Annotated in this window: 23 protein-coding genes; 8 read left to right on the top strand and 15 right to left on the bottom strand. The window is 66.1% G+C overall.

Annotation, left to right across the window (positions count from 1 at the left end):
- Positions 1–11 precede the first annotated feature (11 nt).
- Entirely contained in the window at positions 12–1964 is a 1953-nt protein-coding gene (locus JYG34_RS03045) for a pilus assembly protein TadG-related protein (protein ID WP_249746209.1), read from the top strand.
- Here the strand turns inward: JYG34_RS03045 and JYG34_RS03040 are convergent.
- Entirely contained in the window at positions 1949–4585 is a 2637-nt protein-coding gene (locus JYG34_RS03040) for a PAS domain-containing sensor histidine kinase (protein ID WP_213659421.1), read from the bottom strand. The genes JYG34_RS03045 and JYG34_RS03040 overlap by 16 nt on opposite strands.
- Entirely contained in the window at positions 4582–5025 is a 444-nt protein-coding gene (locus JYG34_RS03035) for a TadE/TadG family type IV pilus assembly protein (RefSeq protein ID WP_213659420.1), read from the bottom strand. The genes JYG34_RS03040 and JYG34_RS03035 overlap by 4 nt, the downstream gene beginning before the upstream one ends.
- Positions 5026–5100: 75 nt before the next feature.
- Here JYG34_RS03035 and JYG34_RS03030 point away from each other — a divergent pair, with 75 nt between their 5' ends.
- Both JYG34_RS03030 and JYG34_RS03025 read left to right on the top strand, forming a co-directional pair.
- Positions 5101–5571, top strand: coding sequence for an A24 family peptidase (locus JYG34_RS03030; RefSeq protein WP_213659419.1), 471 nt, complete (start codon positions 5101–5103; stop codon positions 5569–5571).
- Positions 5572–5716: 145 nt separating this feature from the next.
- Positions 5717–6466 carry a response regulator transcription factor gene (locus JYG34_RS03025; protein ID WP_213661102.1) on the top strand — a complete coding sequence of 250 codons (750 nt, stop codon included), beginning with the start codon at positions 5717–5719 and terminating at the stop codon, positions 6464–6466.
- 150 nt (positions 6467–6616) lie between these two features.
- Here JYG34_RS03025 and JYG34_RS03020 read toward each other — a convergent pair whose 3' ends face one another.
- The 8 genes from JYG34_RS03020 to cpaB are packed head-to-tail and all read right to left on the bottom strand — an operon-like array spanning position 6617 to position 14057.
- A complete protein-coding gene (locus JYG34_RS03020) occupies positions 6617–6877 on the bottom strand; it encodes a DUF3613 domain-containing protein (protein WP_213659418.1) in 261 nt (86 codons plus the stop codon).
- A 12-nt stretch (positions 6878–6889) separates the two neighbouring features.
- Positions 6890–7591, bottom strand: a complete 702-nt coding sequence (locus JYG34_RS03015; protein ID WP_213659417.1) for a tetratricopeptide repeat protein — start codon at positions 7589–7591, stop codon at positions 6890–6892.
- Between the two features lie 11 nt (positions 7592–7602).
- Positions 7603–8490: a type II secretion system F family protein gene (locus JYG34_RS03010; RefSeq protein WP_213659416.1), complete on the bottom strand. Its 888-nt coding sequence runs from the start codon at positions 8488–8490 to the stop codon at positions 7603–7605.
- Positions 8491–8492: 2 nt separating this feature from the next.
- Positions 8493–9374, bottom strand: a complete 882-nt coding sequence (locus JYG34_RS03005) for a type II secretion system F family protein (protein WP_213659415.1) — start codon at positions 9372–9374, stop codon at positions 8493–8495.
- Positions 9371–10627 carry a CpaF family protein gene (locus tag JYG34_RS03000; protein ID WP_213659414.1) on the bottom strand — a complete coding sequence of 419 codons (1257 nt, stop codon included), beginning with the start codon at positions 10625–10627 and terminating at the stop codon, positions 9371–9373. The genes JYG34_RS03005 and JYG34_RS03000 overlap by 4 nt, the downstream gene beginning before the upstream one ends.
- On the bottom strand, positions 10624–11814 hold the full coding sequence (locus JYG34_RS02995; RefSeq protein ID WP_213659413.1) for a pilus assembly protein: 1191 nt from the start codon (positions 11812–11814) through the stop codon (positions 10624–10626). The genes JYG34_RS03000 and JYG34_RS02995 overlap by 4 nt, the downstream gene beginning before the upstream one ends.
- Positions 11811–13091, bottom strand: a complete 1281-nt coding sequence (locus JYG34_RS02990; RefSeq protein WP_213659412.1) for a type II and III secretion system protein family protein — start codon at positions 13089–13091, stop codon at positions 11811–11813. Before JYG34_RS02990 ends, JYG34_RS02995 begins: the two co-directional genes overlap by 4 nt.
- Positions 13092–13109: 18 nt before the next feature.
- A complete protein-coding gene (cpaB, locus tag JYG34_RS02985) occupies positions 13110–14057 on the bottom strand; it encodes a Flp pilus assembly protein CpaB (RefSeq protein WP_213659411.1) in 948 nt (315 codons plus the stop codon).
- Between the two features lie 287 nt (positions 14058–14344).
- Here cpaB and JYG34_RS02980 point away from each other — a divergent pair, with 287 nt between their 5' ends.
- The gene (locus tag JYG34_RS02980; RefSeq protein WP_011532013.1) at positions 14345–14527 is read left to right on the top strand and encodes a Flp family type IVb pilin; all 183 of its coding nucleotides are present in this window, start codon (positions 14345–14347) and stop codon (positions 14525–14527) included.
- Positions 14528–14568: 41 nt separating this feature from the next.
- A complete protein-coding gene (locus JYG34_RS02975; protein WP_213659410.1) occupies positions 14569–14976 on the top strand; it encodes a response regulator in 408 nt (135 codons plus the stop codon).
- A gap of 167 nt (positions 14977–15143) precedes the next feature.
- Here JYG34_RS02975 and JYG34_RS02970 read toward each other — a convergent pair whose 3' ends face one another.
- The 5 genes from JYG34_RS02970 to JYG34_RS02950 all read right to left on the bottom strand — a co-directional run bounded on the left by JYG34_RS02970 (position 15144) and on the right by JYG34_RS02950 (position 21198).
- Positions 15144–16808: a ShlB/FhaC/HecB family hemolysin secretion/activation protein gene (locus JYG34_RS02970; protein WP_213659409.1), complete on the bottom strand. Its 1665-nt coding sequence runs from the start codon at positions 16806–16808 to the stop codon at positions 15144–15146.
- 87 nt (positions 16809–16895) lie between these two features.
- Positions 16896–17183 carry a YceK/YidQ family lipoprotein gene (locus JYG34_RS02965; RefSeq protein ID WP_213659408.1) on the bottom strand — a complete coding sequence of 96 codons (288 nt, stop codon included), beginning with the start codon at positions 17181–17183 and terminating at the stop codon, positions 16896–16898.
- Positions 17180–17809 (bottom strand): flavin prenyltransferase UbiX, encoded by a 630-nt coding sequence (gene ubiX / locus JYG34_RS02960; RefSeq protein ID WP_213659407.1) that lies wholly within the window; start codon positions 17807–17809, stop codon positions 17180–17182. Before ubiX ends, JYG34_RS02965 begins: the two co-directional genes overlap by 4 nt.
- A complete protein-coding gene (gene mpl, locus JYG34_RS02955) occupies positions 17806–19155 on the bottom strand; it encodes a UDP-N-acetylmuramate:L-alanyl-gamma-D-glutamyl-meso-diaminopimelate ligase (protein WP_213659406.1) in 1350 nt (449 codons plus the stop codon). Before mpl ends, ubiX begins: the two co-directional genes overlap by 4 nt.
- A 66-nt stretch (positions 19156–19221) precedes the next feature.
- Positions 19222–21198 (bottom strand): sigma-54-dependent Fis family transcriptional regulator, encoded by a 1977-nt coding sequence (locus tag JYG34_RS02950; RefSeq protein ID WP_213659405.1) that lies wholly within the window; start codon positions 21196–21198, stop codon positions 19222–19224.
- Positions 21199–21464: 266 nt separating this feature from the next.
- Here JYG34_RS02950 and exaC point away from each other — a divergent pair, with 266 nt between their 5' ends.
- From exaC to eat, 3 genes are all read left to right on the top strand, one after another.
- Positions 21465–22985: an acetaldehyde dehydrogenase ExaC gene (exaC, locus tag JYG34_RS02945; RefSeq protein ID WP_213659404.1), complete on the top strand. Its 1521-nt coding sequence runs from the start codon at positions 21465–21467 to the stop codon at positions 22983–22985.
- An 84-nt stretch (positions 22986–23069) separates the two neighbouring features.
- A protein-coding gene (locus tag JYG34_RS02940; protein WP_434011162.1) for an IS3 family transposase occupies positions 23070–24418 on the top strand; the annotation gives its coding sequence in 2 pieces (ribosomal slippage) (positions 23070–23529 and positions 23529–24418; 1350 coding nt in all).
- A 122-nt stretch (positions 24419–24540) separates the two neighbouring features.
- Positions 24541–25989 (top strand): ethanolamine permease, encoded by a 1449-nt coding sequence (gene eat, locus JYG34_RS02935; RefSeq protein WP_213659403.1) that lies wholly within the window; start codon positions 24541–24543, stop codon positions 25987–25989.
- The last annotated feature ends 22 nt before the right edge of the window (positions 25990–26011 follow it).

The following is a 26011-nucleotide window of genomic DNA, read 5'->3' as shown; positions in this document are numbered from 1 at the left end:
AAGGAGTGCCCGTGGTTCCTCGTTCCGCCGCCCGCCAACAGGGCGCGATCGGCCTGATGGCCGCGCTGACCATGGGCCTGGCCCTGCTGTTCATGCTGCTGTCGGTCGACAGCGGTCGCCTCTACCTCGAACAACGCAAGCTCCAGCGCATCGCCGACATGGCGGCGCTGGAAGCGGCCGAGCACTCGGCCAGCTGCAACGGCAGCGGCCCGCAAGCCTTCGCCCTGGCACGCAACGCCGCCACCCGCAACGGCCTGGCCGTCACCGACCCGCTGATCGCCAGCTGCGGCTACCTGCGCACCGGCAACGACAACCTGCGCCGCTTCGTCGCCGACAATACCCGCAACGAGGCGATCAAGGTCGAGGTCAGCAATGTGGTGGTCACCAGCGTCGCCGCCGGGGTGTTCGCCATGGTCCAGGGCAACACCGTGCCGCGCACCACCACCCTGCATGCCAGCGCGGTGGCCGCCAGCCCCATGCCGCCGCTGGCGATGCTGAGCATTCGCAGCAGCCTGGCCACTGTCAATGCCAGCCAGGGCTCGCTGCTCAACGCACTGACCAAGGCCCTGGGCGGTACATTGCAGCTCGACCTGCTGGGCTGGCAGGGCATTGCCAACACCCAGCTCAACCTGTTGCATTACCTCGACCAGCTGGCCATCGACCTGAACGTCGAAGTAGGCGACTACCAGAAATTGCTCAGCCTCGACACCAGCGCCACGACCTTGCTGCAAGCGGCGGTCAAAGTGCTGCAGCAAGGTGGCGCCGCCGCCGATGTGGTCACCAACCTGGGCAAGCTCGCCCTCGATCTGCCGATCACCGGCCTGCAACTGGGCGACTTGCTGGACCTGCAGAACGGCACCGCCCAGGCCGGCCTGGATGCGAGTATCCAGCTGTTGCAGCTGGTGCAGGGGGTGATCCAGCTGTCGGCCAAGGAGCGCGCGGTCAACGCCGACCTGCCGATCAACCTGCTGGGCGTGGCCAGTGGCCGGGTGCAGGTGCGGGTGATCGAACCGCAGCAGCTTTCCGCCATCGGCGACCCGCGCACCGACGAGCTGCGGGTGCACACCGCCCAGGTGCGGGCACTGGTGTCTCTCGACCTGCCTCTGCTCAATGGCATCGCCGGCCTGGCCAACGCCGTGCTGGACCTGGCCGCGCCGCTGACCAACGTGCTCAACAACCTGCTTAGCCTGAACCTGCTGGGCACCGTGCAATCGCTGACCTGCGCCTTGGGGGTGCCGTGCAAGGTCAGCGACATCAAGCTGCTGGAAGACAAGGTCCATATCGATATCGGCGTGGAGGTGGCCGAGGCCACCAGCCGCTTGCGCCCGGCACCACCGGACAACTACACCTGCTCGCCCAAGAGCCTGACCACCCTCACCCAGCGCTCGGCGGCGAGGATCGCAGTGGGCAAGTTCGACACCCCGGCCGACTTCCTCAACCAGGGCACCACCGTGGTCAAGGCCCTGCCGCTGATCGACATCGGCACCAATGTCTGCAGCCGCCTGCTGATCCTGCCACCCTCGTGCGGGACCCGGGTGCCCTTCGCGGGCGGTGGCATCGGCCTGCGAGTGGACAGCAAGCTGCTGGGCAACAACCCCACGGAAAAACCCCTGGTGTTCACCGGCACCTCCGCCCCCACCGACATCGGCCAGCCGCCCACCTACCAGCCGATGGACAGCGACCAGGCCCAGGTCGTCGCCAGCCTGTCCGATACCCTCGCCGGCATCCACCTGGAGGCCTACCGGCCGACCGCCAACAGCGGGCTCGGTCAGGTGCTGGTGCTGACCGCAGGCCTGCTGGACGGTGTGAAGAACATTCTCGAACCGCTGATCCGCAACCTGCTCAGCCCGGTGCTCGACCCGCTGGTCAACGGCCTGCTCAAGACCCTGGGGGTCGACCTGGCCAATGCCCAGGTCGGCGCCAACCTGAGCTGCTCCAGCGGCCACGCTCAGTTGGTGCTGTAGAGCGGCAGCTCGATACGGAAGCAGGCGCCTTCGGCACTGTTGGTCACGGTCAGGCGGCCGCCCATCTGGCTGACGATGCCATGGCTGACCGACAGCCCCAGGCCGGTGCCGACGCCCGCTGGCTTGGTGGTGAAGAACGGCTCGAAAATGCGTTGGTGCAACTGCGGGTCGATGCCGCCACCGTTGTCTTCGACCAGCAGGCACAGGCACTCGCCCACCTGCTGCTGGCGCACCCGGATCCATGCGCCCGCACGCCCCTGTTCGAGCAAGGCGTCGCGGGCATTGACCAGCAGGTTGATCAGTACCTGCTCAAGCTGGTCCTGCTGCCCGAGCACCTGCGGCTGCCATGTCGGCGGCTCGAGGCTCAAGTCCACGCCCTTGCCACGCAGGCCCTCGTCCAGCAGCGCACGGGCCCCCTCCACCGCGCTCCAGGCGGCGAACGGCACGGGTTCAAGCGCCGAGCGTCGGCCATACACCCGCATGTGCTCGACCAGGCGCGAGGCGCGCTCGACCTGGGCCTCGATGCGGCGCAGCTTGTCTCCCAGGTACGCCGGGTCCGCCGTGCCCATCTCCAGGCGCTTGAGGGCGTTCACCACCGCCATGCGCATCACGTTGAGCGGCTGGTTGATCTCGTGCACCAGGCCGGTGGCCAGCTCGCCGAGGGTGGCCATCTTGGCCCCCTGCAGCAGCTGTTGCTGGCTACGTCGCAGTTCGGTGTTGTCGCGGCCCACGGCCTGGATCTCCAGCAGTTGGCCCTGGGCGTCGAACAGGCCACGGTCGGCCCATTCCCACCACGCATGCTCACGGCCTGGCAGTTGCAGGCAGATTTCCGCGCTGCTCAGGGGCTGCTCCGGGGTCAATGCCCGCAGGCGTTCGAAAAAGGCCTCACGCTGGGCGTCGGATAGCCACTGGCCCAGGTTGGCGCCCAACAGCTGTTCCGGCGTGCATTGCAGGTAGTCGGCCAGCGGCCGGTTGCCGAACACCAGGGTCAGGTCCGGGCGATAGCGGCAGATCATCGCCGGCGAGTCCTCCACCAGCACGCGGTAGCGCTCCTCGCTCTGGCGCATGCGCTCGGCGGCCTCGGTCGCCTCGCTGACATCCAGCCACAACCCCACCACTTCCACCGGCTGGCCAAGCTCGTCGCGCAGCAGCCGGGCTTCGTCGAGCATCCAGTGATAGCCACCGAGCTGGTCACGCAACCGGTAGCGGCAGCGCACCTGGCCGTCGCGCAACAGGCTGCGGGTGCGGGCCAGCCACAGCGGGCGGTCGTCCGGGTGCACGGCCAGGCCGGGCTGGCGCGCCAGCTCGCCATCGACGTCCCAACCCAGCAACGGTGCCAGGCTGGCGCTGAAGAAGTCGCTGTGCAACGCGCCTTCGGCGTAGCGCTGCACATAGATCACCGCAGGGGAACTGGCGATCAGGTTTTCCAGGCGTGCGCGGGCCATTCCGGCCTGCTGCTCCTGGGCCTTGAGCGCGCTGATGTCGAGCAGAAAGCCATGCAGCCGCTGCCCCTGCGACTGCCCCACCCACTGCCACCAGCGTGGGGTTTCCAGGGTTCCGTCGTCCAGCAAGCGCAGGCTCAGGTTCAGTGCGTGCCCTTCACGGGCCTGTGCCAGCGCAAGCTGCGCGGGCTCGCGGTCAGCCGGGTGCAGGCGGGCGAGCCATTGCCCGAGGCTGGCCTGGTGCGGCAGGGCGAGCGCCTGGGCCAACCCCGGATCCAGCTGCAGATCCCCCTGCGCCGGCCATTCCCACCACCCCGCCCCCAACTGCCGCTGCAGTTCGTCGAGGTGTGTGGACTGTTGCTGCCACTGCTGGCGCCACAATCGGGCCAACAGTGGTTCGACCAGGGTCCGGACCAACGCCAGTGCCATGTCGGCCTCAGGCACCTGCGTGGCGCCGGCGCACAGCAACCAGGCTTCGGCATCCTGCCCCTGGCGGTAGGGCAGCAGAAGCAGTGAAGCACCGCCACACAACGCCTGGAATTGCGGATCGTCCCTCACGTCAAGCAGGGTGGCCGCTGGCAAGCGGTCCAACCGGGCCTGCAGGCGGCTGTCCTGCGGCCAAGGCCATGTGCTGTCACTGCTGGCGTAATGGCGCCAGCCATCCGGTTCGCGCAACATCAGGCGCAGCGACGCCGCCTGCCAGTGCTCGGCCAGTGCCTGCAATTGAGCGCTGGCGGTCTGCGCCAGACGCTGTGACCCGCATTCGCGCAGGGCGTGGCCGATCTCGCCAAGCAGTGGCCGCTGGCGATCCCAGCGCTGCTCGCGCAACAGATCACCGATATCGAACAATTGCAGCAACCAGGCCTGCCCGTGACGCTGCAACCAACCACGGGTGTGCAATGCATGGCCCACCACGGTATTGAAATCAAGGTCCAACGGCTGCCCCTGCCAATCGCCAGGCTCGCCCTCGATCACCAGCCAACTGCGCCGTTGCAGGTAGTCGTGCAGGCGTGCGCCCGGCCGCCCCGGCAAGGCCAGCAAGGTGCGCAACGGCCCGGACAGGCGCAGGACCTGCGCCTGATCGTCAAGCAGCAGTTGCAGGCCCACTGCGGGCAAGGATGGTGGTTCAACGGCGGGGGGAGGCGCTGCGCGCCAGCGGTCGAACAGCCCACCACTCATAGCTGGAGGCTCGCCTGGGCCTGCAACCGGTCGGGAAGCTTGGGCACCTCGCCGACCACCGGCAGTACCAGGCTGGGCAGCACACGGGTCAGACGCGTGCGCGGATAGTCGATGACCACGGTCAGCACCTTGTCGGTGCCCACGCTGATGCGTGTGTCGGTGAGCAGGTTGAAGCCAAGCGCATTGGGCATCCACGACAGCTGCTGGCCGATCACCTGCCGGGCCAGGCCCTGCACGTCCAGCTCGTAGGTCTGGCTGCTCGGGTCCACCGCCACGCAGCGGCGCACCGCCTCGCTGCTGGCCTGGTTGAACGACTGCAGCATCAGCATCGGCAGGGTGTAGCTCACCAGGCCGTAGAACACCGCGAAAAACACCATGAATACCGCGACAAACTCGATGGCTGCCGCGCCTTTTTGCCGTCCCGCCGGGCTTGCTTTCATGATCGCGTCTACCCTGACTGTGAGACCTGTCTGACAGCATAGAACCGTTCAACGAATAGGGATGGCATTCTGCCAATGCAAAGCATTGTTCTCCTGATGTGGCTTGCCTTGTGTACTGAACAAGATGTCCGTGAACGGCAGATTTCCAACACCCTCACTCTGGGTGTCGCGGGCTGTGCCCTGGCCTGGCTGTTCGCCACCGGCCACAGCTGGATTGGCGCCGACGCCAGCGAGGCCGGCTGGGCCCTGGCCATCGTCATGCTGCTCACCTTGCCCGGCTACATGCTCGGCCGCTTTGGTGCCGGCGACGTCAAGCTGATGGGCGCCCTGGCCCTGGCCACCAGCCCGCAATACGTGCTCGGCACCTTCATCGGCGCCGGGATCACGGTGCTGGCCTGGCTGTTGGGCAGGCGCCGGCTATGGACCCTGCTCAACCCGAAAGTGAAGAAACGCCTGCAAAAACTCGCCGAAGAAGTCGGTGACAAGCAGCCCTTTGCGCCTTATGTGCTGGCGGGCTTCCTGCTGACCGCCGTGTGGATCCAATAATCGGCCCAGCGGTCGGAACCGGGCTACAGTCCATATACATAATTGCAAAGTGCGACTACTTTTCTTCCTGCCAGAGCGTCTGGCCCGGGAGCAGGGCCGCATTCACAGGGAGTTGAACGTGAGCAAAACCATCAGTGAGGTGAAGATGCTGGTTGTCGATGACCAGCCGATGATCGTCGAAGAGTTATGCGAGTTCCTCGAAAGCGAGGGATATCGCTGCATAGGGGCCCATTCCACGGCCGAGGCCATCGAATGCTACAAGGCCGACGAAGCCATCGGCCTGATTCTTTGCGACCTGCACATGCCTGACCGCGATGGCATCGAGCTGGTCCGTGCGCTGAAACAGATGACCGGGCCGCAGCGCATGTTCGAGGCGATCATGCTGACCGGCCGAGCCGACAAGCAGGATGTGATCCGCGCCTTGCGCGAAGGTTTTGCAGATTATTACCAAAAACCCATGGACCTCGACGAGCTGCTCGAAGGCGTGCGCCGCCAGGAGCAGGCGCTGCTGGAGCGGCGGCGCAACTTCCGCGAGCTGGGCAGCCTGAACCAGCGCCTGCAGGAGCTGGCCGAGTCCATCGACGATCTTTATCAGGACCTGGAGAAAGCCCGTGGACAGGGCGCTCACCGCCGTGCCACCGACACCGACGAAGGCGAGGCCGAACTGCCACCGGCGTTCGAGAAGCTGTCGCCGCGCCAGCTGGAAGTGGCCAAGCTGGTGAGCAAGGGCAAGACCAACTACCAGATCGCCTGCGAACTGGGCATCACCGAGAACACCGTGAAGCTCTATGTTTCGCAGGTGCTGCGCCTGACCCACATGCACAACCGCACGCAACTGGCCCTGGCCCTGACGCCGCGGTCGTCGCCGGTGCACCAGCGGTTCACCACGCATTGAGTCTCACCCACCACAACACCGCATTTCAGGCAGGCAACGGTTCGTCGGCAGTCCAGACGCGAACCTGCAGGAGCCAGCCTTGCTGGCGAACGGTTCCACGCGGTAGTCCGGTGTGAGCCGCGGTTCGCCAGCAAGGCTGGCTCCTACACGTCAGTTGTTCGAGGAGTTGACCTTGGTCCAGCGGTAGAAGTCCGGGATCGCGTACTTGTAGCTGTCCAGCCAGCGTTGCATCGCCTGGTCACGCTCCTTGTCGGTCTGCACCTGGGGTATCCGTGAGCCCTGACGGTTGCTGGCCTGCACCTGCAAAAGCGCTTCGGTGGCGGTCTGCGGGCGTGGCTGCCGGGGCGGCTCCTGCGCCCAGCTGGCTTGCGACAGGGCAAGGCAAGCCAGGACGATCCAGGGTTTGCACATGATCACCTCCGGTCAATTGAGCGACGAAGTGGACGGCGCCGTGCTGGCCAGCGGACCGCGCCCGGTGGACCTGATCTGCTGCGCCCGCGCCTGGGCCTCGGCGAACTGCGCCGGCCCCAGGCGCAGCCGGTTCACCAGGTCCTCGGCCTGGCGCCAGTTGTCCTGCACCAACGCCAAGGTCACCAGGTTGAGTGCTGGCAGCGGATTGTCATCCTTCAGTTCGATGGCGGTGAGCAGTTCGAAACGGGCCTCCTCGTGATGCCCCAGGTTCATCTGCACCACCCCCAGGTCGTTGCGCACCTTCTCGTCGGTGGGTGCCAGGCGCGCCGCGCGCTGCAGGTGACGCAGGGCCTGCACATCGTCGCCACGCGCCGAGGCCAGCTGGCCCAGGCCATGTTCGCCCTCGGCCGCCAGGCAGCCGCCCAGCAGGCTGCGGTACAGCGGCTCGGCGTCGCTGCGCCCGAGCTGGCGCAGCACCTTGGCCTTGCGCAGGCGCACCGCTTCCAGCGTGTCGGGCAACTGCTCCAGATGCGCCAGCCCGGCATGGGGGCGGCCTTCGTCGATCATCTGGTCGGCCATGTCCAGGCTCAGTTGCTGGTCGGCGTCGGGCTTGCCGCATGCGCCGCCATTGAACAGCCGGGCCAGGCCGTCGGGCTGCTGCCCGGCGCAGCCGGTCAGCAGCAACAGGCCGGTGAACACCATGATCGCTCTCATCCGTCTCCCCCTCAGGACCCCAATGCCCGCGCCAAGGCGGAAAAGCCCGGCCCGGCCAGGACTATCAGCAAGGCCGGGAACAGGAACACCATCATCACCGCCGACATCTTCGCCGACATCTTCGACACTCGCTCCTGCAAGCCGGTCAGGCGCCGGTCGTCGAGCAGTTCCTTGAGCGCCAGCAGCGACTTCATCGAGCCGCTGCCCTGCACCAGCAATTGCTGAAGGATCACGCAGGTGTCGATCAGCTCGTCCACTGCCAGCAGGCGCGCGCTCTTCTCCAGCTCCGGCCCCAGGGCCAGACCCGAGTCGACCCGCTGCAACACCAGGCGCAGCTCGTCGCTGATGTTCGGCACCAGGCTGCGCCCTTCCTGGGCCAGCACGCGCAGGGCCTGCTCCACTGCCAGCCCGGTTTCGAAGAGGATGCGCAGCAAGGGGATCAGCACGCTCACCTCCTGGGCGATCCGCCGCTGCCGCCGCGCCGCCGCGGCCGCCAGCAGGCGCTTGGGCAGCAGGTAGCCGGCGCCCAGCGCGCACAGCACCAGCACGACCCAATGCCCGCGCCGCTCTCCCGGCAAGCCATGCACCATCACCAGCACCACGACCATCGCCAGCAACGGCAACCCCAGTTGCACCGCGGCGAACAGCGCGCGCTGCCGGCTGCGTCGCCAGCCGAGGCGGTCGAGCAGCGCCTGGGTTTCACCGTCGAGCCGCTGCAGGCGCCGCCCCAGGGGGCTGCTGCCCAGCCACTGCAACCAGTCGCCCAGCCGCTCGTCACGGGCCATGCGCCCTTGCAGGCGCCGCGCGACACGCTGCCGCGCCCGCCACTGCCAGGCCAGTTGCAGCGCCAACAGCACGAAACCGGCGAACAGGCACAGCGCGCTGAGCATCAAGGCCATGGTCAGAGGCTCCTCATCATGCGCCACAGCACCAGGCAACCGACGGCCTGCAGGGCAAAGGCGAACAGCAGCATCATCTGCCCGTGGCTGTCGCGCCACATGGCCATCAGGTAACCGGGGTTGGCGAACAGGAAGTAGCCGACCATGCCCAAGGGCAAGGCACCGAGGATCCACGCCGTGATGCGCGTCTCGCCGGTCATCGCCCGTAGCTGACGGTCGCCCTGCTCGTGCTCGCGGATCAGCTTGATCAGGTTCTCCATCAACTCGCTGGCATTGCCGCCATGGCGCTGGTTGATGCGCAGGCCCAGGGCAAACATGCGCAATTCGTCCTGGCCGTAGAGCTCGGCCAGTTCGCTGACCGCATCGTCCAGCGGCACGCCCAGCTGGACGCTGCGACGCACCCGCAGCATCGCCGAGCGCAGTGGCTCGCGGGTGGCCTCGATGCCGCCGAGCACCGCGTCGCTGAGCGTGCGCCCGGCCTTGAGGCTGCGCACGCTGTAGTCGAGCAGGCCCGGCAGTTGTTCGATGATCTGGCGCAGTTGGCGCCGGCAGCGCCAGCTCAGGTAGAAGTAGCCCAGCAGGGGCAGGCCGAGCAGCGTCATCAACGCCGCGACCCAGCCCGCGGCCAACGCCGCCAGCAAGGTCAGCCCGCCCCAGACCAGCAGCCAGTTGCGTGGGGAGAACTCGCCATGGGCCAGGCCCGCGCGCTGCAGCAGCGGGTCGAGCCAGTCGCGCCGGGCGCTGCCCAGGCGCACCGCGCGATAGGCCCGCCCCAGGCGCAGGAGGATGCGTTCCTCGCCCCGCTTGTGCAGGCCCAGGCGAAACATCAACAGCGCCATGCCCAGGCACAACGGCGAAAGGGCCAGCAGCAGCGGGCCCATCACAGGATCCCCTCATGGCGCAGCTTGGCCCCCGAGGGGTGCGGCGCGTCGCGCAGGAAGCCATCGCCACTGCGCCGGTCCAGGCGGAACAGGGTACTGGTGACGTAGACGTCGTCACGCACCCCGACCACTTCCAGCACCTCGCTCACGCAACGCCGGCCATCGGCCAGGCGGGTCAGCTGGATCACCACGTCCAGCGCCGCGCAGATCATCTGCCGCAGGGTCTTCTCGGCCACCTGGCGGCCGGTCAGGCCGACCAGGGTCTCAAGACGCAGCAGGGCGTCCTGCGCGTTGTTGGCATGCACGGTGCTCATCGAACCGTCGTGGCCGGTGTTCATCGCGGTGAGCACATCGACCACTTCGGCGCCGCGGATCTCGCCGAGGATGATCCGGTCGGGGCGCATGCGCAGGGCGTTGCGGATCAGCTCGCTGGCCTTGATCTCGCCGTGGCCCTCGGCGTTCGGCGGGCGGGTCTCCAGGCGCACCACATGGGGGTGGTGCATCTGCAGCTCGGCCACGTCCTCGATGGTCACCAGGCGTTCCTGGGGTGCGATCATCTGGCTGAGGATGTTGAGCATCGTGGTCTTGCCGGTGCCGGTGCCCCCGCTGACGAGGATGTTGCAACGCCGGCCCACGGCGCGTTCGAGGAAGTCGAAGATCGCCTGGTCGATGGCCCGGGTGGCCAGCAGGTCGGCGCTCTTGAGCATGTCCTGGCGGAACTTGCGGATCGACAGGCACGGCCCGTCCAGCGCCACCGGGGGAATGATCGCGTTGACCCGGCTGCCGTCGGGCATGCGCGCATCGACCATCGGCGAGGACTCGTCCAGGCGCCGCCCCAGCGGCGCGAGGATGCGCTGCATCACCCGCTCCACATGGTGGGCATCGATGAAGCGCAGGTCGGTCTGCTGCAGCAGGCCGCCGCGCTCGACGAACACCCGGTACGGCCCGTTGACCAGGATCTCGGTGACGCTCGGGTCGCGCAGCAGCACCTCGAGCGGGCCGTAACCGGTCAGCTCGTCGACGATCTCTTCGCCCAGGCGCTCCATCTCATAGCGCGACAGGGCCAGGCGCAGGCGTGCGACATAGTCGCCGACCTGTTCGAGGACGAACTGCGAAAGCACCGGGCGCGCGCCCTCCAGCAGGTTGCGGCCGCTGTCCTCGATGGCGTCGATCACGTGACGGTGCAATGCGCGCTTGAGTACCTGGGGGTCGCTGGCCGCGTGGCGCGGCCCGCCAAAGGGTTCTTCGCTGCTCATCGGCTACCCCACAGGCGCCGCAGCCATGGGTGGCTGGGCGCGGCCAGGTTCTCGGAGCGCTGCGCCAGGCGTTCGCCGAGCCCGCGCAGGGCTTGGGTCAGCCCCTCGCGCGGGGCCAGTTCGAACAGGCTCAGCCCCTGGTTCTTGGCGTTGAGGCGCACCTCCGGGCTGTAGGGCATGACTTTCAGCAGCGGTAGCCCATAGCGCTTGGCCAGGGTCTCGGCATCCGGCGCCACATGGCGCAGGAAGCGGTCGACCAGCAGGCTGGCGTGCTCCAGCTTGATACCCCGGTCACGCCATTGCTCGAGCACCTCCAGGTTGCGCCGGCAGTCGAGGATGTTCTGGTCGGTGTAGAAGATCAGCTTGTCGCAGTGGCTGACGATGGTACGCAGGGCTTCGCTGTCGGCCTGCCCGGTAAGATTGACCACGATGTGCTGGAAGTGCTGGCGCAAGGCGCTGAGCAGCATGTACAGCTCGGCGGCGCTGGTCTGCTCGAGGGCGTCGTCGCTGTCGGCGTAGGCGAGGATGCGCAGCCCGCCCTTGTCACGGGTGAAGGCGCTGTCGATCAGGGTCGCGTCGAGCCGGCGCAGGTGGCGCAGCGAATCACCGAAGTGAAACGACGCCTCCAGCCCCAGCAGCGCCAGACTGTCTGCGCGGGGTAGCCCGAGGTCGAGCAGCAGGGTCTGCTGGCCGCTGTCCTGCACCACCCGCGCCAGGTGCGTGGTCAGCAACGCGCCATCGGCGCTGCGCTGGGCCCCGTAGAGCACGGTCAAACCACCCAGGCTGGGGTTGCTGGCCACCGTGGGCAGGCGCTTGCCCAGGCGTCGCACCAGCCCGGCCACTTCGCTGGCCCGCGAGCCGTAGGCGACGAAGTCGCGGGCACCGGCACGCATGGCGTGCAGCACCAGCTGGTTGTCCATGCCATCGCCCAGGGCGACGATGGCCAGCATCGGCTTGGCCTCGAGCATGCCTTCGATCAGCGCGCACTGGCTGACCAGTTGCTCGCGGTCCAGGCCGATGAACACCAGGTTGCTGAAAGTCATGTCGACCAGTGCCAGCAACTCGTCGAGGCTGCCGTTGCTGGCGCCGATCACCTGCCCCAACGGCGCCAGCGCGCCTTGCAGCCAGTGCAGGTCGTCCTCGTTGCGGGTCAACGCGAGGTAGGTCTGGTTAAGGCTCTCGTTCATCGCGACAACCCGCCACGGCCATCGAAGCTGCCGTTTTCCATGAAGAACAGGTGACCCCAGCTGGGGTCGTAGGTGCGCAGCCCTTCGCCCGGCAGTTCCGGCAGCTTGGCATTGACCGCCAGCGGCTGGACCAGGTGCGGGGTGACGATCATCAGCAGCTCGGTCTCCTCGCGGTTGAGCGCCGTCTGGCGAAAGAACGCGCCGATGATCGGCAGGTTGCCCAGCCCGGGCATCTTGTCCACGCCCGAACGCACGTTGCTGGTGATCAGGCCGCTGATGATGAAGCTCTCGCCATCGGCGAGGGTGATGCTGGTGTCGGTGCGGCGCACGCTCAGGCCCGGTACCCGGGTGCCGGCGATCACCACCGCATTGTTGTAGTCCAGCTCGCTGACCTCCGGCGCCACCTTCAGGTTGATGCGGTTGCCGCTGACCACGGTGGGGGTCAGGGCCAGGCGCACGCCGAACTCCTTGTACTCGATCGAGACGTTGTCGCTGCCGCTGCTGGGCACCGGGATGGGGATCTCGCCGCCGGCCAGGAAGCTGGCGGTCAGGCCGCTGAGCACGGTCAGGCTGGGGCGTGCCAGGGTGTAGGCGAAACCGCTGTTCTCCAGGGCATTGATCATCGCCAGGAAGCGGCTGCTGCCTCCGCCCCAGACGATGTTGAAGACATCGTTGTCGAGGGGGATACCGGGGCGCACGTCGGCGTAGGTCACCGGGTTGGTGCCGGTCTGGATGCCCGGCACATAACCAGGCCGGACCACGGTGTTGGGCACCGTGCCGGGCGAGCCGAACAGGCTGTTGTTGGAGCCTTTGAAGAACAGTTTGGCGCCGGCCTCCTTGTACTTGAGCCGACGCACTTCGACAAAGCGGATGTCGGCCTGCACCTGGGTCGGCAGCGGAGGCTGCTCGGTGGCGGCCAGCGCCACCTCGGCCATGTCGGCGCTGGCCCGGCCCTTGATGAACACCATGGCCCGGTGCGGCTTCGGCGCGCAGTCGGTCCACAGCATCAGGCTGGTGTTGCCCTGCCCCACCCCGGTCAGCAGCACGGCGCGTTCGCCGCTGGCCTGGACATCGGCCACCTTCGGCTCACCTACCGCCACCCGGGTGATGGCCACGGGCAGGCGCAGTTCCTGCTGCAGGCCCTGGTCCATTTCGATCACCGTGGGCATCTGGTCGAACGCCGCACAACCCTTGCCCGTCGCCAGCGCCTGCGGCATCAGCAGCATCAATGGCACAACCAGGCACAGACATTTGGAAACCTGCACGGAACTACGCATAGCTGCATCCTTGCCTGGTCAGGGGGTCTTGTTCAGATCGTTGGCCGCCTGGGCGCCACGAATGATCTGCATGCCGGGCGCGCCTGCGGCGGCGGCCGGGTTGGCCAGCGGCACCTGGGACAGCTGGCTGAAGCGGTAGAGATCGCGGTTCGCTGCGGCCAATTGGGGGCTGGCGTCTTCGCCGGACCAGTAGCGCGCAAGCAATTGTTCGTCGGCGCTGCGCACTGCCAGGCGCAAGGTGCCGGCCTGAGCGGCGAGCATCAGGCGGCTGGCCAGGGCCTCAGGCACGGCCAGGCCGACGGTGCGGGTGGCGTTGCTGTTCAGCGATTGCTGGTCGCGGCGGGCCTTCTGTTCTTCGGCGGTCTGTGCCGGGCGGCCATCGTTGGCCAGGCCCGTCTGCTGGTCGACGCTGAGCACGCGCAGGGCCGGCAGCACCACCTGGGCCGAGGACTGCGGGTTGTTGTTCTCCTCGCGCAGGAACAACAGCACATCGACATAATCCCCTGGCCGCAACTGCCCGGCGGCGCCACTCACGTCATCCACCGCCACCGCGACGGCACGCTCGTTGGCGCGGATCATCCGCGCCAACGGGCCACCGGCCTGGAAGCTCGACTCGTCGAGCCAGCTGCCGGCCGCCAACGGCCGCGAACTGCTGCGCCCGAGCACTTGGTCGAGCTGCTGGAACGCGCCTGCGGGCACGACCTGCAAACGCTCGACCAGCACATCGTCCTCGGTCAGCGGCACGTTGGCCGGCACTGCCTTGCGCAGCACCACGATGGGTGAGCGTGGCGGTTCGGGCGGTTGCGCGGGGACAGAGGCGGGAACCGGCGCTGGCAGGGCATCGGCGGCGGGCACCAACGGTGCCGGCGGCTCGGGCGGGCGGCTCAGGCGCAGCCCCCAATAACCCGCCAGCAATGCCGCGAGGAGGAACAGGCCAGCCAGGATCATGGTCAAGCGACTGCTCATTCCCGCCCTCCCTGCGCCCGTGATCGATGCTGGCAAAAAGTAACTATTTCGCTATTGCACGGTAGCCGAGCCCTGCCGATTCGCCATTAACTGGTTAGCGTTTTTCGAGCCATGAAATTGACGCACTGACAAAACAGAAACTTAGCCTCGCCGATTGTGACCAATACTTTTGTATTAATGCCTTGTTACATTTGCAGCCGGCCATGGCTTGACGATTCTGTGATGGCAAAGGGGTGTCACTTTTCAAGCCCCGCGACCGGCGCCACACGAGCGCAAGGAGACATGCCATGCTGCTGCAACTGATCCTTCTTCACTGCAAGCACTTCCTCCAGCGCAAGGATGGCGCCTCCGGTATCGAGTACGCGGTGATCGCCGCCATGGTCGCGGTGGTGCTGGCGGGCTTCGTCACCCCCATCGGCACCGAAGTCAGCGCCATCATGACCAGCATCAAGACCGCCATCACCCAGTGATCGCAGGCCAGGACGTCTGACCGACAGCCCGGGAGCCGAGCATGCCGACCTCTGCATTGCGTCAGCAGATTCTCTTGGTGGACGACGACGAGCAGGCCCTGCTGGAACTGGCCGAGCTACTGGAAAACGAAGGCTTCGCCTGCCACACCGCCAGCTCCGTAAAGGCCGCCCTGCAACAGTTGACCCGTCACCCGGACGTGGCGCTGGTCATCACCGACCTGCGCATGCCGGAGGAAAGCGGCATCGGCCTGATCCAGCGCCTGCGCGACCACACCGCCCGCCAGCACCTGCCGGTGATCGTGATGTCCGGGCATGCCGACATGGATGACGTCAGCGACCTGTTGCGCCTGCAGGTGCTCGACCTGTTCCGCAAACCGATCTACCACGCGCGCTTGCTGGAGACCCTGGAGAACCTGTTTCCCAAGCCGCTGTTGCAGGCGGTGAATTAGCAAGGTGTTCAGGATTTACCCATGCCCTGTAGGAGCGGCCTTGTGCCGCGAAAGGGCCGCAAAGCGGCCCCGGCGGTCCTGCTCAAGGCCGAATTCCTGGGGCTGCTACGCAACCCTTTCGCGGCTAAAGGCCGCTCCTGCAGGGACCGCGGACCAGTGCGGTCCCCTCATAGCGGGCAACTGAAGCTCAGCGTAAACCTGGGTCGACGGTCGAGGCTGTCCAGGGCGATGTCCGCCAGCGGTTTGGCCAACTCCACAGCGATGTTGAAATCGCGCCCATACCCCATACGCAGCCCCAGCGCGACAGACGAAAGCTGCGCCTCATGCACATCCACCTCGTTGAACCAGGTCCTGGCCGCATCGACCACGACGTAGGGCTGCACCACCTTCAACCATTCGCCGCCGCGCCTGAAGCTGTAGTTGACCTCGTAGGCCACTCCCCATCCCTTGTCACCGCTCGCCTGATCACGGGGGTAACCCCGACCGAACCCCTGGCCACCGAACACCACGCGCTCACTGTCGGGCAGATTGTCACCGCTCCAGTACGCAGCGGCCGACGCCACGCCCTGCCAGTGCTCGGAGAAATCATCGCTCTGCAGGCCAGACACGCGCAGGCGCAGGAAGTCCAGGTCGTAGCCGGCATTGCTACGCGCCCCGAGGTAGTCCATGCCCTGGTAGACCCCGGCACTGACGATGCGCAGGCGCCCAACCTCGACCTTGCGCCAGTCACCTTCGAAGGACAACGCACGAACGTCGGTCGCGGTGTCCGCTTGCTGCGCCGCCCCTTGATAGTCGATCCGTTCCTTGACCACGTAGAAGCGCCCCACCACCTCCAGCCATTCGTCGGGCGCAGCGATCAGCGGCTGGCCAAGACCGATCGCATAGCGGTCGCTGTCACGGTGCTGACGCAGGTCGGTGCCCTCGTCCAGCCGCACACGTGTGCCTGGCTCGCTGCGGTAGCGCGAAGCCGAGAGTTGCAGCTGCAACCCTTGGTCATCGATGAACTGGCTGTAGTCGAGGCGAGCGTAATGCGCCTGGTCCTCGCCGGGAGGCACCAGCACACTGGCGCGCACCTGCTCGGCATGGCGAGTCTGGGCGTTGCTGGTAACACTGAGCAATGCCTGCGGGTCAGCGCGGCTGCCGTCGCTTACGATCACATTGCCGGCAACGGGCCTTCGCGCTACCTGGATGACCAGCCGGGCGGCGCCATCGTCGGCGCCAGTGGCTTCGACCCTGGCCTGCAAGGTCACACCGGGTGTACGCCCCATCAGGCTGACATAGCGGTCGAGGGTCTGCCGGGTCAGCGGGCGTTCGGCCCTGAGGCGCTCCAGCAGCCTGACCAGGTAGGCGCGCGCCGGACCGATCTCACCCTCGATCCGGTAGTCGTGGACATGGCCCTCGACCAAGACCACTTGCACTCGACCATCGGCGAAGTCCTGTGGCGGAAGGTAGGCGTAGGAAAGCAGGTAACCATCCTGCCGGTAACGCCGGGTGAGGCGTTGAGTCAGTTCGCTCAGCTCGGCCAGGCTGAGCGTCTGACCGATGATGGGCTGGTAGTGATCGCGCAATTCGCTCAACGCATAGACGGTACCACCCTCGAATCGCACCTTGCGCACCTGCACCCGGGTGTCCATCGCCAAGGGTTGCTGGCGCAGGGTGTCGGGCGCCACCACCTGGACGAAGGGCTGCCCCGGACGGTAGGCAGCCACCGGCAGGTTCGCCGTGGGCAGGCGGCTTTCGGTTTCATTGGCATCGAGGTAACTGGGCAGGGGCTCGGCGCGAACGCTGGCCCCCCAGGATAACGCCAGCATCGTCAACAGCATCAGGCGCATGCGGACACTCCGTGATCCAGAAGGCCACCGCCCCGTGCAGGCATGCGGCGCACTTGAAGATCAGCGTAGGTGCAGCCCCCCGGAGGGTCAAAGCCCGCCCGTGGCGTTGAAGCCCACCCCCGCCGCCGTCAGCAAGGACAAGGGCAGCAACAACGTGTCCAGCAAAGCGCTGCCTGGCAGGTCCAGCCCCGGATAGGCCGGTGCCACGGCCCCGAAGCGGTCTTCGGGGCAACAGCCGCCGTTCATCACGTACAGGTCCAGCCGCGTGCCGGCGTACACCACCGGCGCCCCGGGCTTGTTGGCGTCCAGGGTGCGCACCGTGGCGCAGCCCGCCAATTGCATCAGCACCAGCAACCCCAGCAGCGCCCGCCTCAATCGTCGACCCCGTGGTGGTGCTCGCCCCAGCGCGGCAGCATGTCCTGGGGAATGTTCAGCAGGTTGAGGATGCGCGCCACGACGAAGTCGACCAGGTCGTCGATGGTTTGCGGCTGGTGGTAGAAGCCCGGCGCCGCCGGCAGGATCACTGCGCCCATCTGCGACAGCTTGAGCATGTTTTCCAGGTGGATGGTCGACAATGGCGCCTCGCGCGGGACCAGGATCAACTGCCGACGCTCCTTCAACGTCACGTCGGCGGCGCGCTCGATCAGGTTGTTGCAGGCACCGCTGGCGATGGCCGACAACGTGCCGGTGGAACATGGCACCACCACCATTGCCGCCGGCGCGCCGGAGCCCGAAGCCACCGGCGACATCCAGTCTTCCTTGCCGTACACGCGGATCTGCCCGTCGGCGGCCCCGGTGTATTCGGTAAGGAAGGCCTGCATCGCCTGGGGCTTGGCCGGCAGCACTACGTCGGTTTCGGTGGCCATTACCAACTGCGCGGCCTTGGAGACGAGGAAGTGCACCTCACGGTCCTCACGCACCAGGCAGTCGAGCAGGCGCAGGCCATACTGCGCCCCCGACGCCCCGGTCATCGCCAGGGTGATGCGCTCCGGCCCGCTCACTTGAGGGCCTCGGCCAGCTTGCCGTGCAGGCCGCCGAAGCCGCCGTTGCTCATGATCACCACGTGGGTGCCTGGGCGGGCCTGGCCCTTGACCCGGTCGATGATCGCCTCGAGGCTGTCGGCCACCACGCTGGGGACCTTGCACTGGGCGGCGGTGCCGGCCAGGTCCCAGCCCAGGTTGGGCGGCGCGTACCAGATCACCTGGTCGGCATCGTTGACGCTTTCCGGCAGGCCGTCGCGGTGGGCGCCGAGCTTCATGGAGTTGGAGCGCGGCTCGATCACCGCGATCACCGGCGCCTCGCCGACGCGCTTGCGCAGGCCATCGAGGGTGGTGGCGATGGCGGTCGGGTGATGGGCGAAGTCATCGTAGATGGTCACGCCTTGAACTTCGGCGACCTTCTCCATGCGCCGCTTGACGCTCTTGAACGCGCTCAGGCCCTCGATGCCCATGGCCGGAGCCACGCCGACATGGCGGGCGGCGGCCAGGGTGGCCAGGGCGTTGGCGACGTTGTGCTGGCCAGTCAGGGCCCAGTCCACCACGCCTTGCGCCTCGCCCTCGAACAGCACCTCGAAGCGCGAGCCGTCGGGGCTGAGCAGGCGCGCCTGCCACTGGCCACCAGCACCGGTGGTCTGCACCGGGGTCCAGCAGCCCATGCCGATCACCCGCTCCAGCGCCTGCTCGGTGGTCGGGTGGATCACCAGGCCTTCGCTCGGGATGGTCCGCACCAGGTGGTGGAACTGCCGCTCGATGGCCGCCAGGTCCGGGAAGATGTCCGCGTGATCGAACTCGAGGTTGTTGAGGATCGCGGTGCGCGGGTGGTAGTGCACGAACTTCGAGCGCTTGTCGAAGAAGGCGCTGTCGTATTCGTCGGCCTCGACCACGAAGAACGGCGTGCCGCCCAGACGCGCCGACACCGAGAAGTTCTGCGGCACGCCGCCGATCAGGAAGCCCGGGCTCATGCCGGCATGCTCCAGGACCCAGGCCAGCATGCTGCTGGTGGTGGTCTTGCCGTGGGTGCCGGCCACCGCCAGCACCCAGCGCCCCTGCAGCACATGGTCGGCCAGCCACTGCGGGCCGGACACATAGGGCAGGCCCTTGTTCAGCACGTATTCCACCGCCGGGTTGCCCCGCGACATGGCGTTGCCGATCACCACCAGGTCCGGTGCCGGCTCCAGTTGGGCTGGGTCGTAGCCTTGGGTGAGCTCGATGCCCTGGGCCTCGAGCTGGGTGCTCATCGGGGGGTAGACATTGGCGTCGGAGCCGGTGACGCGGTGGCCAAGTTCCTTGGCCAGCACGGCCAGCGAACCCATGAAAGTGCCGCAAATACCGAGAATGTGAATGTGCATGATCGACCTCGCAAAACGTCGAGGCAGGGTAGCCCACGGCGAGGGAAATCGCACCCGCTGTTTCGCTCAACCAGCCCGGGCGATGCCGTGTTTGCGCAGTTTTCGATAGAGGGTGTTGCGGCTGATGCCCAGGTGCTCGGCGACGTGGGTCAGGTGCCAGCGGTTTGCCTCCAGTATGGCGAGCAGTGCATCGCGCTCGGCGTGTAGGAGCGGCCTTGTGCCGCGAATGGGCTGCAAAGCAGCCCCGGCGGAATCAGCAGCGCTGCCGGAATCCTGGGGCCGCTCTGCGGCCCTTTCGCGGCACAAGGCCGCTCCTACAGAGGGCGCGCCATTTCGGACGATTGCAGGGAGATCCGAAAAACCGATATGCGTGCCTTCGCACAGCGCCACCAGCGTACGCAGCACATTGCGCAGTTGCCGCACATTTCCCGGCCAGATGAAGTCCAGCAGCGCCTGGCGGGCGCCGGACTCGAGGCCGATGGCCTGGCCCTCGGCCTCCTGCTCCAGCAGGAAATCCAGCAACTGCCCCTTGTCGCTGCGCTCGCGCAGCGCCGGCAACGCCACCTCCAGGCCATTGAGGCGGTAATAAAGGTCTTCGCGGAAACCGCCCTGCTCCACCCGCTCCAGCAGGTCACGGTGGGTGGCACTGATGATCCGCACATCCACCGCCTGTGGCTCGCCGCCAATGGGGACCACCTGACGCTCTTCAAGCACCCGCAGCAGGCGGGTCTGCAAGGCCAGCGGCATGTCGCCGATCTCATCGAGCAACAGGGTGCCGCCGTCGGCCTGCAACAGCTTGCCGCGCATGCCTTCCTTGCGCGCGCCGGTGAAACTGCCGCCGCGATAGCCGAACAGCTCGCTCTCGATCAGGCTTTCCGGAATCGAGGCGCAGTTGATCGCCACGAACGGTTTGTGCCGGCGGGCGCTGGCCTGGTGCACCGCTTGGGCGAAGGCCTCCTTGCCGCAACCGGTCTCGCCGCGCAGCAGCAACGGCACGTCGCGCTCGAAGACACGCACGGCGCGGCGAAAATCGTTCTGCAAGGCCGGGTCGAGCAGGCAGATGCCGGGCTCGCTGGCCTTGGGCAACGCCACCGGCACCGACCAGACCGGCGTGCGCGCCTGACCACGCAGGCTGGCGAACACCTGCCGACCATCACGGGTATGCAGCGGCCAGGCTGTGCTGCCTTGTGGCGTAGCGCGGCTGAACAGCTCGTCGTGGCTGCACGCAAAGAAGGTGTCCAGCGGTTTGCCCAGCACGCCGCCACGGATGGTGCCCAACAGGTTCAGCGCGCTCTGGTTGGCCGCGCAGATCCGCCCGTCACCATCGAACGCCAGCAGGCCTTCGCTGAACAGCCCGACCGACTCGGCCTGCAGGTGGAAACGCAGCAACCATTGCTGTTCGAAGTGGCGCAGGAAATAGCAGCTCTCGATCATCTTCGCCGAGAGGTTGACCAGGGCCATGGTGTGGAACTGGCTCTGCCGCGACACGTCCGGTCGCGCCGATGAAACATCAAGCACCGCCAGCAGCTCGCCATGGGGGTCGAACACCGGGCTGGCCGAGCAGGTCAGCCCCGTGTGCCGGCCACGGAAGTGTTCGTCCTGGTGGATGGTCAGGGCCTGACGCTCGACCAGGCAGGTGCCGATGCCGTTGGTGCCCTCGCGGGCCTCGCTCCAGTCGGCACCGAGCCACAGCCCGGCGCGCTCGAAGATGCGCCGCTCGCTGGGCGTGGTGACGCAGTTGAGGATGACGCCACGGGCATCGGTGAGCAGCACCGCGTGGCCGGCACCAGACAGTTGCTGGTGCAGGCTGTTCATTTCGTTGTTGGCGATCTGCAGCACCTGGTGCAGGCGTTCGCGGCTCTCCAGCAGGCGGCCGTGCTCGAGCACCACGGGCGCCTGGGCACGTGCGGGGTCGAGGTGGTAATCCTCCAGGCAACGCAGCCAGGAACGGGCGATGGACGGGTCGCTGCCCGGCCCGCTGGCCTGCCCGCGGGCGATGGTGAGCACCTGCTGGGCATGGCGGCTGAACGAATTGCTCTGCATGTGTTGTTGTTCTCCGCAGATCGATCGTCCCGCCAGCATCCTCCAGGCGCGAACGCTTTGCAATGCCGCACTGACCACCGAGTCATGGGCGTGCCGAAAACGGTACAAAGTGTCACCCGTCCCGTGCCATGCCTGGCACAGCGCTTCATCGCCGCGCGCCGAACACTGACTCAAGTCACTGATTTGCAAAGGCTCCACGGCACTGGCCCGACCTTTGCTCTACGCTTGGTAACTCCGCAACAATCACAACGACCAGGAGACACACCATGCGTTACGCACATCCCGGTACCGAGGGCGCGAAGGTTTCCTTCAAGAGCCGCTACGGCAACTACATCGGTGGTGAGTTCGTTCCTCCGGTAAAGGGTGAGTACTTCACCAACACCTCGCCGGTGAACGGCCAGCCGATCGCCGAGTTCCCCCGCTCCACCGCCGAAGATATCGACAAGGCCCTCGACGCCGCCCATGCCGCCGCCGATGCCTGGGGCCGCACCTCGGTGCAGGACCGCTCCAACGTCCTGCTGCGCATCGCCGACCGCATCGAGCAGAATCTCGAAGTACTGGCCATCACCGAGACCTGGGACAACGGCAAGCCGATCCGCGAAACCCTCAACGCCGACATCCCGCTGGCGGTCGACCACTTCCGCTACTTCGCCGGCTGCATCCGCGCCCAAGAGGGCGGCGCCGCCGAGATCAACGAAAACACCGTGGCCTACCACATCCACGAACCGCTGGGCGTGGTCGGCCAGATCATCCCGTGGAACTTCCCGCTGCTGATGGCCGCCTGGAAGCTCGCACCGGCCCTGGCCGCCGGCAACTGCGTGGTGCTCAAGCCCGCCGAGCAGACCCCGCTGGGCATCACCGTACTGCTGGAGCTGATCGGCGACCTGCTGCCCAAGGGCGTGCTCAACGTGGTGCAAGGCTTCGGCCGCGAAGCCGGCGAGGCCCTGGCCACCAGCAAGCGCATCGCCAAGATCGCCTTCACCGGCTCCACCCCGGTCGGCGCGCACATCATGAAATGCGCCGCCGAGAACATCATCCCGTCCACCGTCGAGCTGGGTGGCAAATCGCCCAACGTCTACTTCGAGGACATCATGCAGGCCGAGCCGGCCTTCATCGACAAGGCCGCCGAAGGCATGGTGCTGGCGTTCTTCAACCAGGGCGAGGTGTGCACCTGCCCGTCTCGGGCGCTGGTGCAAGAGTCGATCTACCCGCAGTTCATGGAAGTGGTGATGAAGAAGGTGCTGCAGATCAAGCGCGGCGACCCGCTGGACACCGACACCATGGTCGGCGCCCAGGCCTCTCAGCAGCAGTTCGAGAAGATCCAGTCGTACCTCAAGATTGCCCAGGAAGAAGGCGCCGAGCTGCTCACCGGCGGCAAGGTGGAGCAATTGGAAGGTTCACTGGCCAGCGGTTACTACATCCAGCCGACCCTGCTCAAGGGCAACAACCGCATGCGCGTGTTCCAGGAAGAAATCTTCGGCCCGGTGGTCAGCGTCACCACGTTCAAGGACGAAGCCGAAGCCCTGGCCATTGCCAACGACACCGAGTTCGGCCTGGGTGCCGGTGTGTGGACCCGCGACATCAACCGCGCCTACCGCATGGGCCGCGGCATCAAGGCCGGCCGCGTGTGGACCAACTGCTACCACCTGTACCCGGCCCATGCCGCGTTCGGTGGCTACAAGAAGTCCGGCGTCGGCCGTGAAACCCACAAGATGATGCTCGACCACTACCAGCAGACCAAGAACCTGCTGGTGAGCTACGACATCAACCCGCTGGGCTTCTTCTAAGCTCCCTTCGCCAGCAAGCTGGCTCCTACCTGTCCCTGGACTGCCCCCAAGAAGTTGGACACCAATCCAACCCTTGGGGGAGTTATGAGCAAATACACCGAGCGCTTCAAGCTCACAGCCATCACCACCTACCTTGAAGGCCTCAATGGCTTCAGGAAGGTGGCGCAGCATTTTGGTATCGATGTCAGTCTGCTGCGGCGATGGGTCGCCAGTCACCAGGCGCACTCCAGCGTTGCGCCTAAGCCAAAGAGCCTTCGTTACAGTGATGACTTCAAGCAGCAAGTAGTGCGGCACATGCGCGAGCATCGGCTCTCGATGCGCCAAACTGCAGCGCATTTTGGCCTTGGCCAGTCTTCGCGAATAGGCATTTGGGAGCAGCAGTACTACAGTGGTCATCCCACACCTGAGCAACCCAAAAAGCCGACTGCCGTGCCGAAGAACATCAAGCCTGTAAAGCCAACCGACGCCCATGATGCGGACAAACCTCGCGAGCAATTGCTGGCTGAACTCGAATATCTACGTATGGAGAATGCTGTCCTAAAGGAGTTAAAGGCCTTGAGGGAGTCAAAAGAGCGAAGTCAGACGAAAAAGCGCTGATCGTCGCCAAGCTCAAGGATCGATTCCCCTTGGCGTGCCTCCTGGCGCTGGTTGAGTTGGCTCGCAGCACCTTCTACTACCAAGTGAAAATCCAGCAAAAGCCGGACAAGGATGCTGCGCTCAAAGAGTTGGTTCAGCGCGTCTATCACGAGGAAAAGGGGCTGTATGGCTACCGCCGTGTTGCGCTTTCGATCAGGCGCCAAGGGACAGTGGTCAACAAGAAGGTCGTGGAGCGACTGATGGCTGGAATGGGGCTGCAATCGGTTGTGCGCCGCAAGAAATATCGGTCGTACCGCGGAATTGTCGGCAAGATCGCGGCGAACCTGTTGGAGCGAAATTTTATCGCCCAGCGCCCGAATCAGAAGTGGGTGACTGACGTGACCGAGTTCAAAGTGGCCCAGCAGAAGTTCTACCTCTCGCCAGTGATGGATCTATACAACGGCGAGATTGTGGCCTACGAGACGGCCAGCCGCCCCAGCTACAGCTTGGTTGGAAGCATGCTGGATAAGGCGCTGGGCTGTTTGGGCGATGAGCCAAAGCTGGTAATCCACTCTGATCAAGGGTGGCACTACCAGCAGGCTCAATACCGCGACACGCTTAAGCGTCACGGTGTGAAGCAGAGCATGTCGCGTAAAGGCAATTGCCTGGACAACGCGGCAATGGAAAGCTTTTTCGGCACGCTCAAGTCAGAGTTTTTCTATCTGAAGCGGTTCGAAAGCGTGGAAGAATTGAAAGCAGGCCTGGACGAATACATCCGCTACTACAACCACGACCGTATCAGACTGAAGCTGGACGGCCTAAGCCCTGTTGAGTACAGGGCCCAGGCTGCTAGCTGATCTGTCCAAGTTTTTGGGGGCAGTCCACCCCGTAGGAGCCAGCTTGCTGGCGAACCGCTCCCCCCTGGCCCGCATCCTGCAAAACTTTCACCACTCAAAAACGAAAAGAACAGGTGAACACCATGCCAAGCGATCACTCCGCCGGCGCGCCGGCGAGCTCTTCCGTCGACTTCGAAAAAGTCGGCTCGGACTATTTCCAGCAACGTGAACTGAAGAAAGGCGCCGCCGGCTGGGTCCTGCTGGTGGGCCTGGGCGTGGCCTACGTGATCTCCGGCGACTACGCCGGCTGGAACTTCGGCCTGGCCCAGGGCGGCTGGGGCGGCATGTTCCTCGCCACCCTGCTGATGGCCACCATGTACCTGTGCATGTGCTTCTCCCTGGCCGAGCTGTCGTCGATGATCCCCACCGCCGGCGGCGGCTACGGTTTCGCCCGCAGCGCCTTCGGCCCCTGGGGCGGCTTCCTCACCGGCACGGCGATCCTCATCGAGTACGCCATTGCCCCCGCAGCCATTGCCGTGTTCATCGGCGCCTACTGCCAGTCACTGTTCGGCATCGGCGGCTGGATGATCTACCTGGCGTTCTACATCGTGTTCATCGGCATCCACATCTTCGGGGTGGGCGAGGCGCTGAAACTGATGTTCATCATCACGGCCATCGCCGCCATTGCCCTGGCCGTATTCCTGATCGGCATGGTGCCCCATTTCGATGCAGCCAACCTGTTCGACATCGCCAAGACCGACGCCGTTGGTGCAAGCAGCTTCCTGCCGTTCGGCTATGTCGGCGTGTGGGCGGCGATCCCCTACGCGATCTGGTTCTTCCTCGCCGTCGAAGGCGTGCCACTGGCCGCCGAAGAAACCAAGAACCCCAAGCGCGACCTGCCCCGCGGCCTGATCGGCGCCATGCTGGTGCTGCTCGCCTTCGCCCTGCTGATCCTGGTGGTCGGCCCTGGCGGCGCCGGTGCCGACGCGCTCAAGGCTTCCGGCAACCCGCTGGTCGAGGCGCTGTCCAAAGCCTACGGCGGCTCCACCTGGATGGGCGGCTTCGTCAACCTGGTCGGCCTGGCCGGCCTGATCGCCAGCTTCTTCTCGATCATCTACGCCTATTCGCGGCAGATCTTCGCCCTTTCCCGTGCTGGCTACCTGCCGCGCAAGCTGTCGGAAACCAACAAGAGCAAGGCACCGGTGCTGGCCCTGGTGATCCCCGGGATCATCGGCTTCGCCTTGTCGCTGACCGGCCAGGGCGACCTGCTGATCCTGGTGGCGGTGTTCGGTGCCACGCTGTCCTATGTGCTGATGATGGCCGCGCACATCACCCTGCGCATCCGCCGGCCGAAAATGGAGCGCCCGTACCGCACCCCAGGTGGCATCTTCACCTCGGGCGTGGCCCTGGTGCTGGCCTGCATCGCCGTGGTCGCCGGCTTCCTGGTCGATCCGCGGGTGGTGATCGGCGCCGCCTTGATCTATGCCGTATTGATTGCCTACTTTGCTTTCTACAGCCGCCATCACCTGGTGGCCGGCACGCCCGAAGAGGAATTCGCCGCGATCCAGCAGGCCGAAGAGGCCCTGCACTGAGCGCCGACCCACGCCGCAGGCC

It is taken from the genome of Pseudomonas entomophila (assembly GCF_018417595.1).
GTDB classification, from domain to species: Bacteria; Pseudomonadota; Gammaproteobacteria; order Pseudomonadales; family Pseudomonadaceae; genus Aquipseudomonas; species Aquipseudomonas entomophila_C.
Note: the sequence above shows the minus strand (reverse complement) of the source record. Positions and strands in the feature narration are given on the sequence as shown.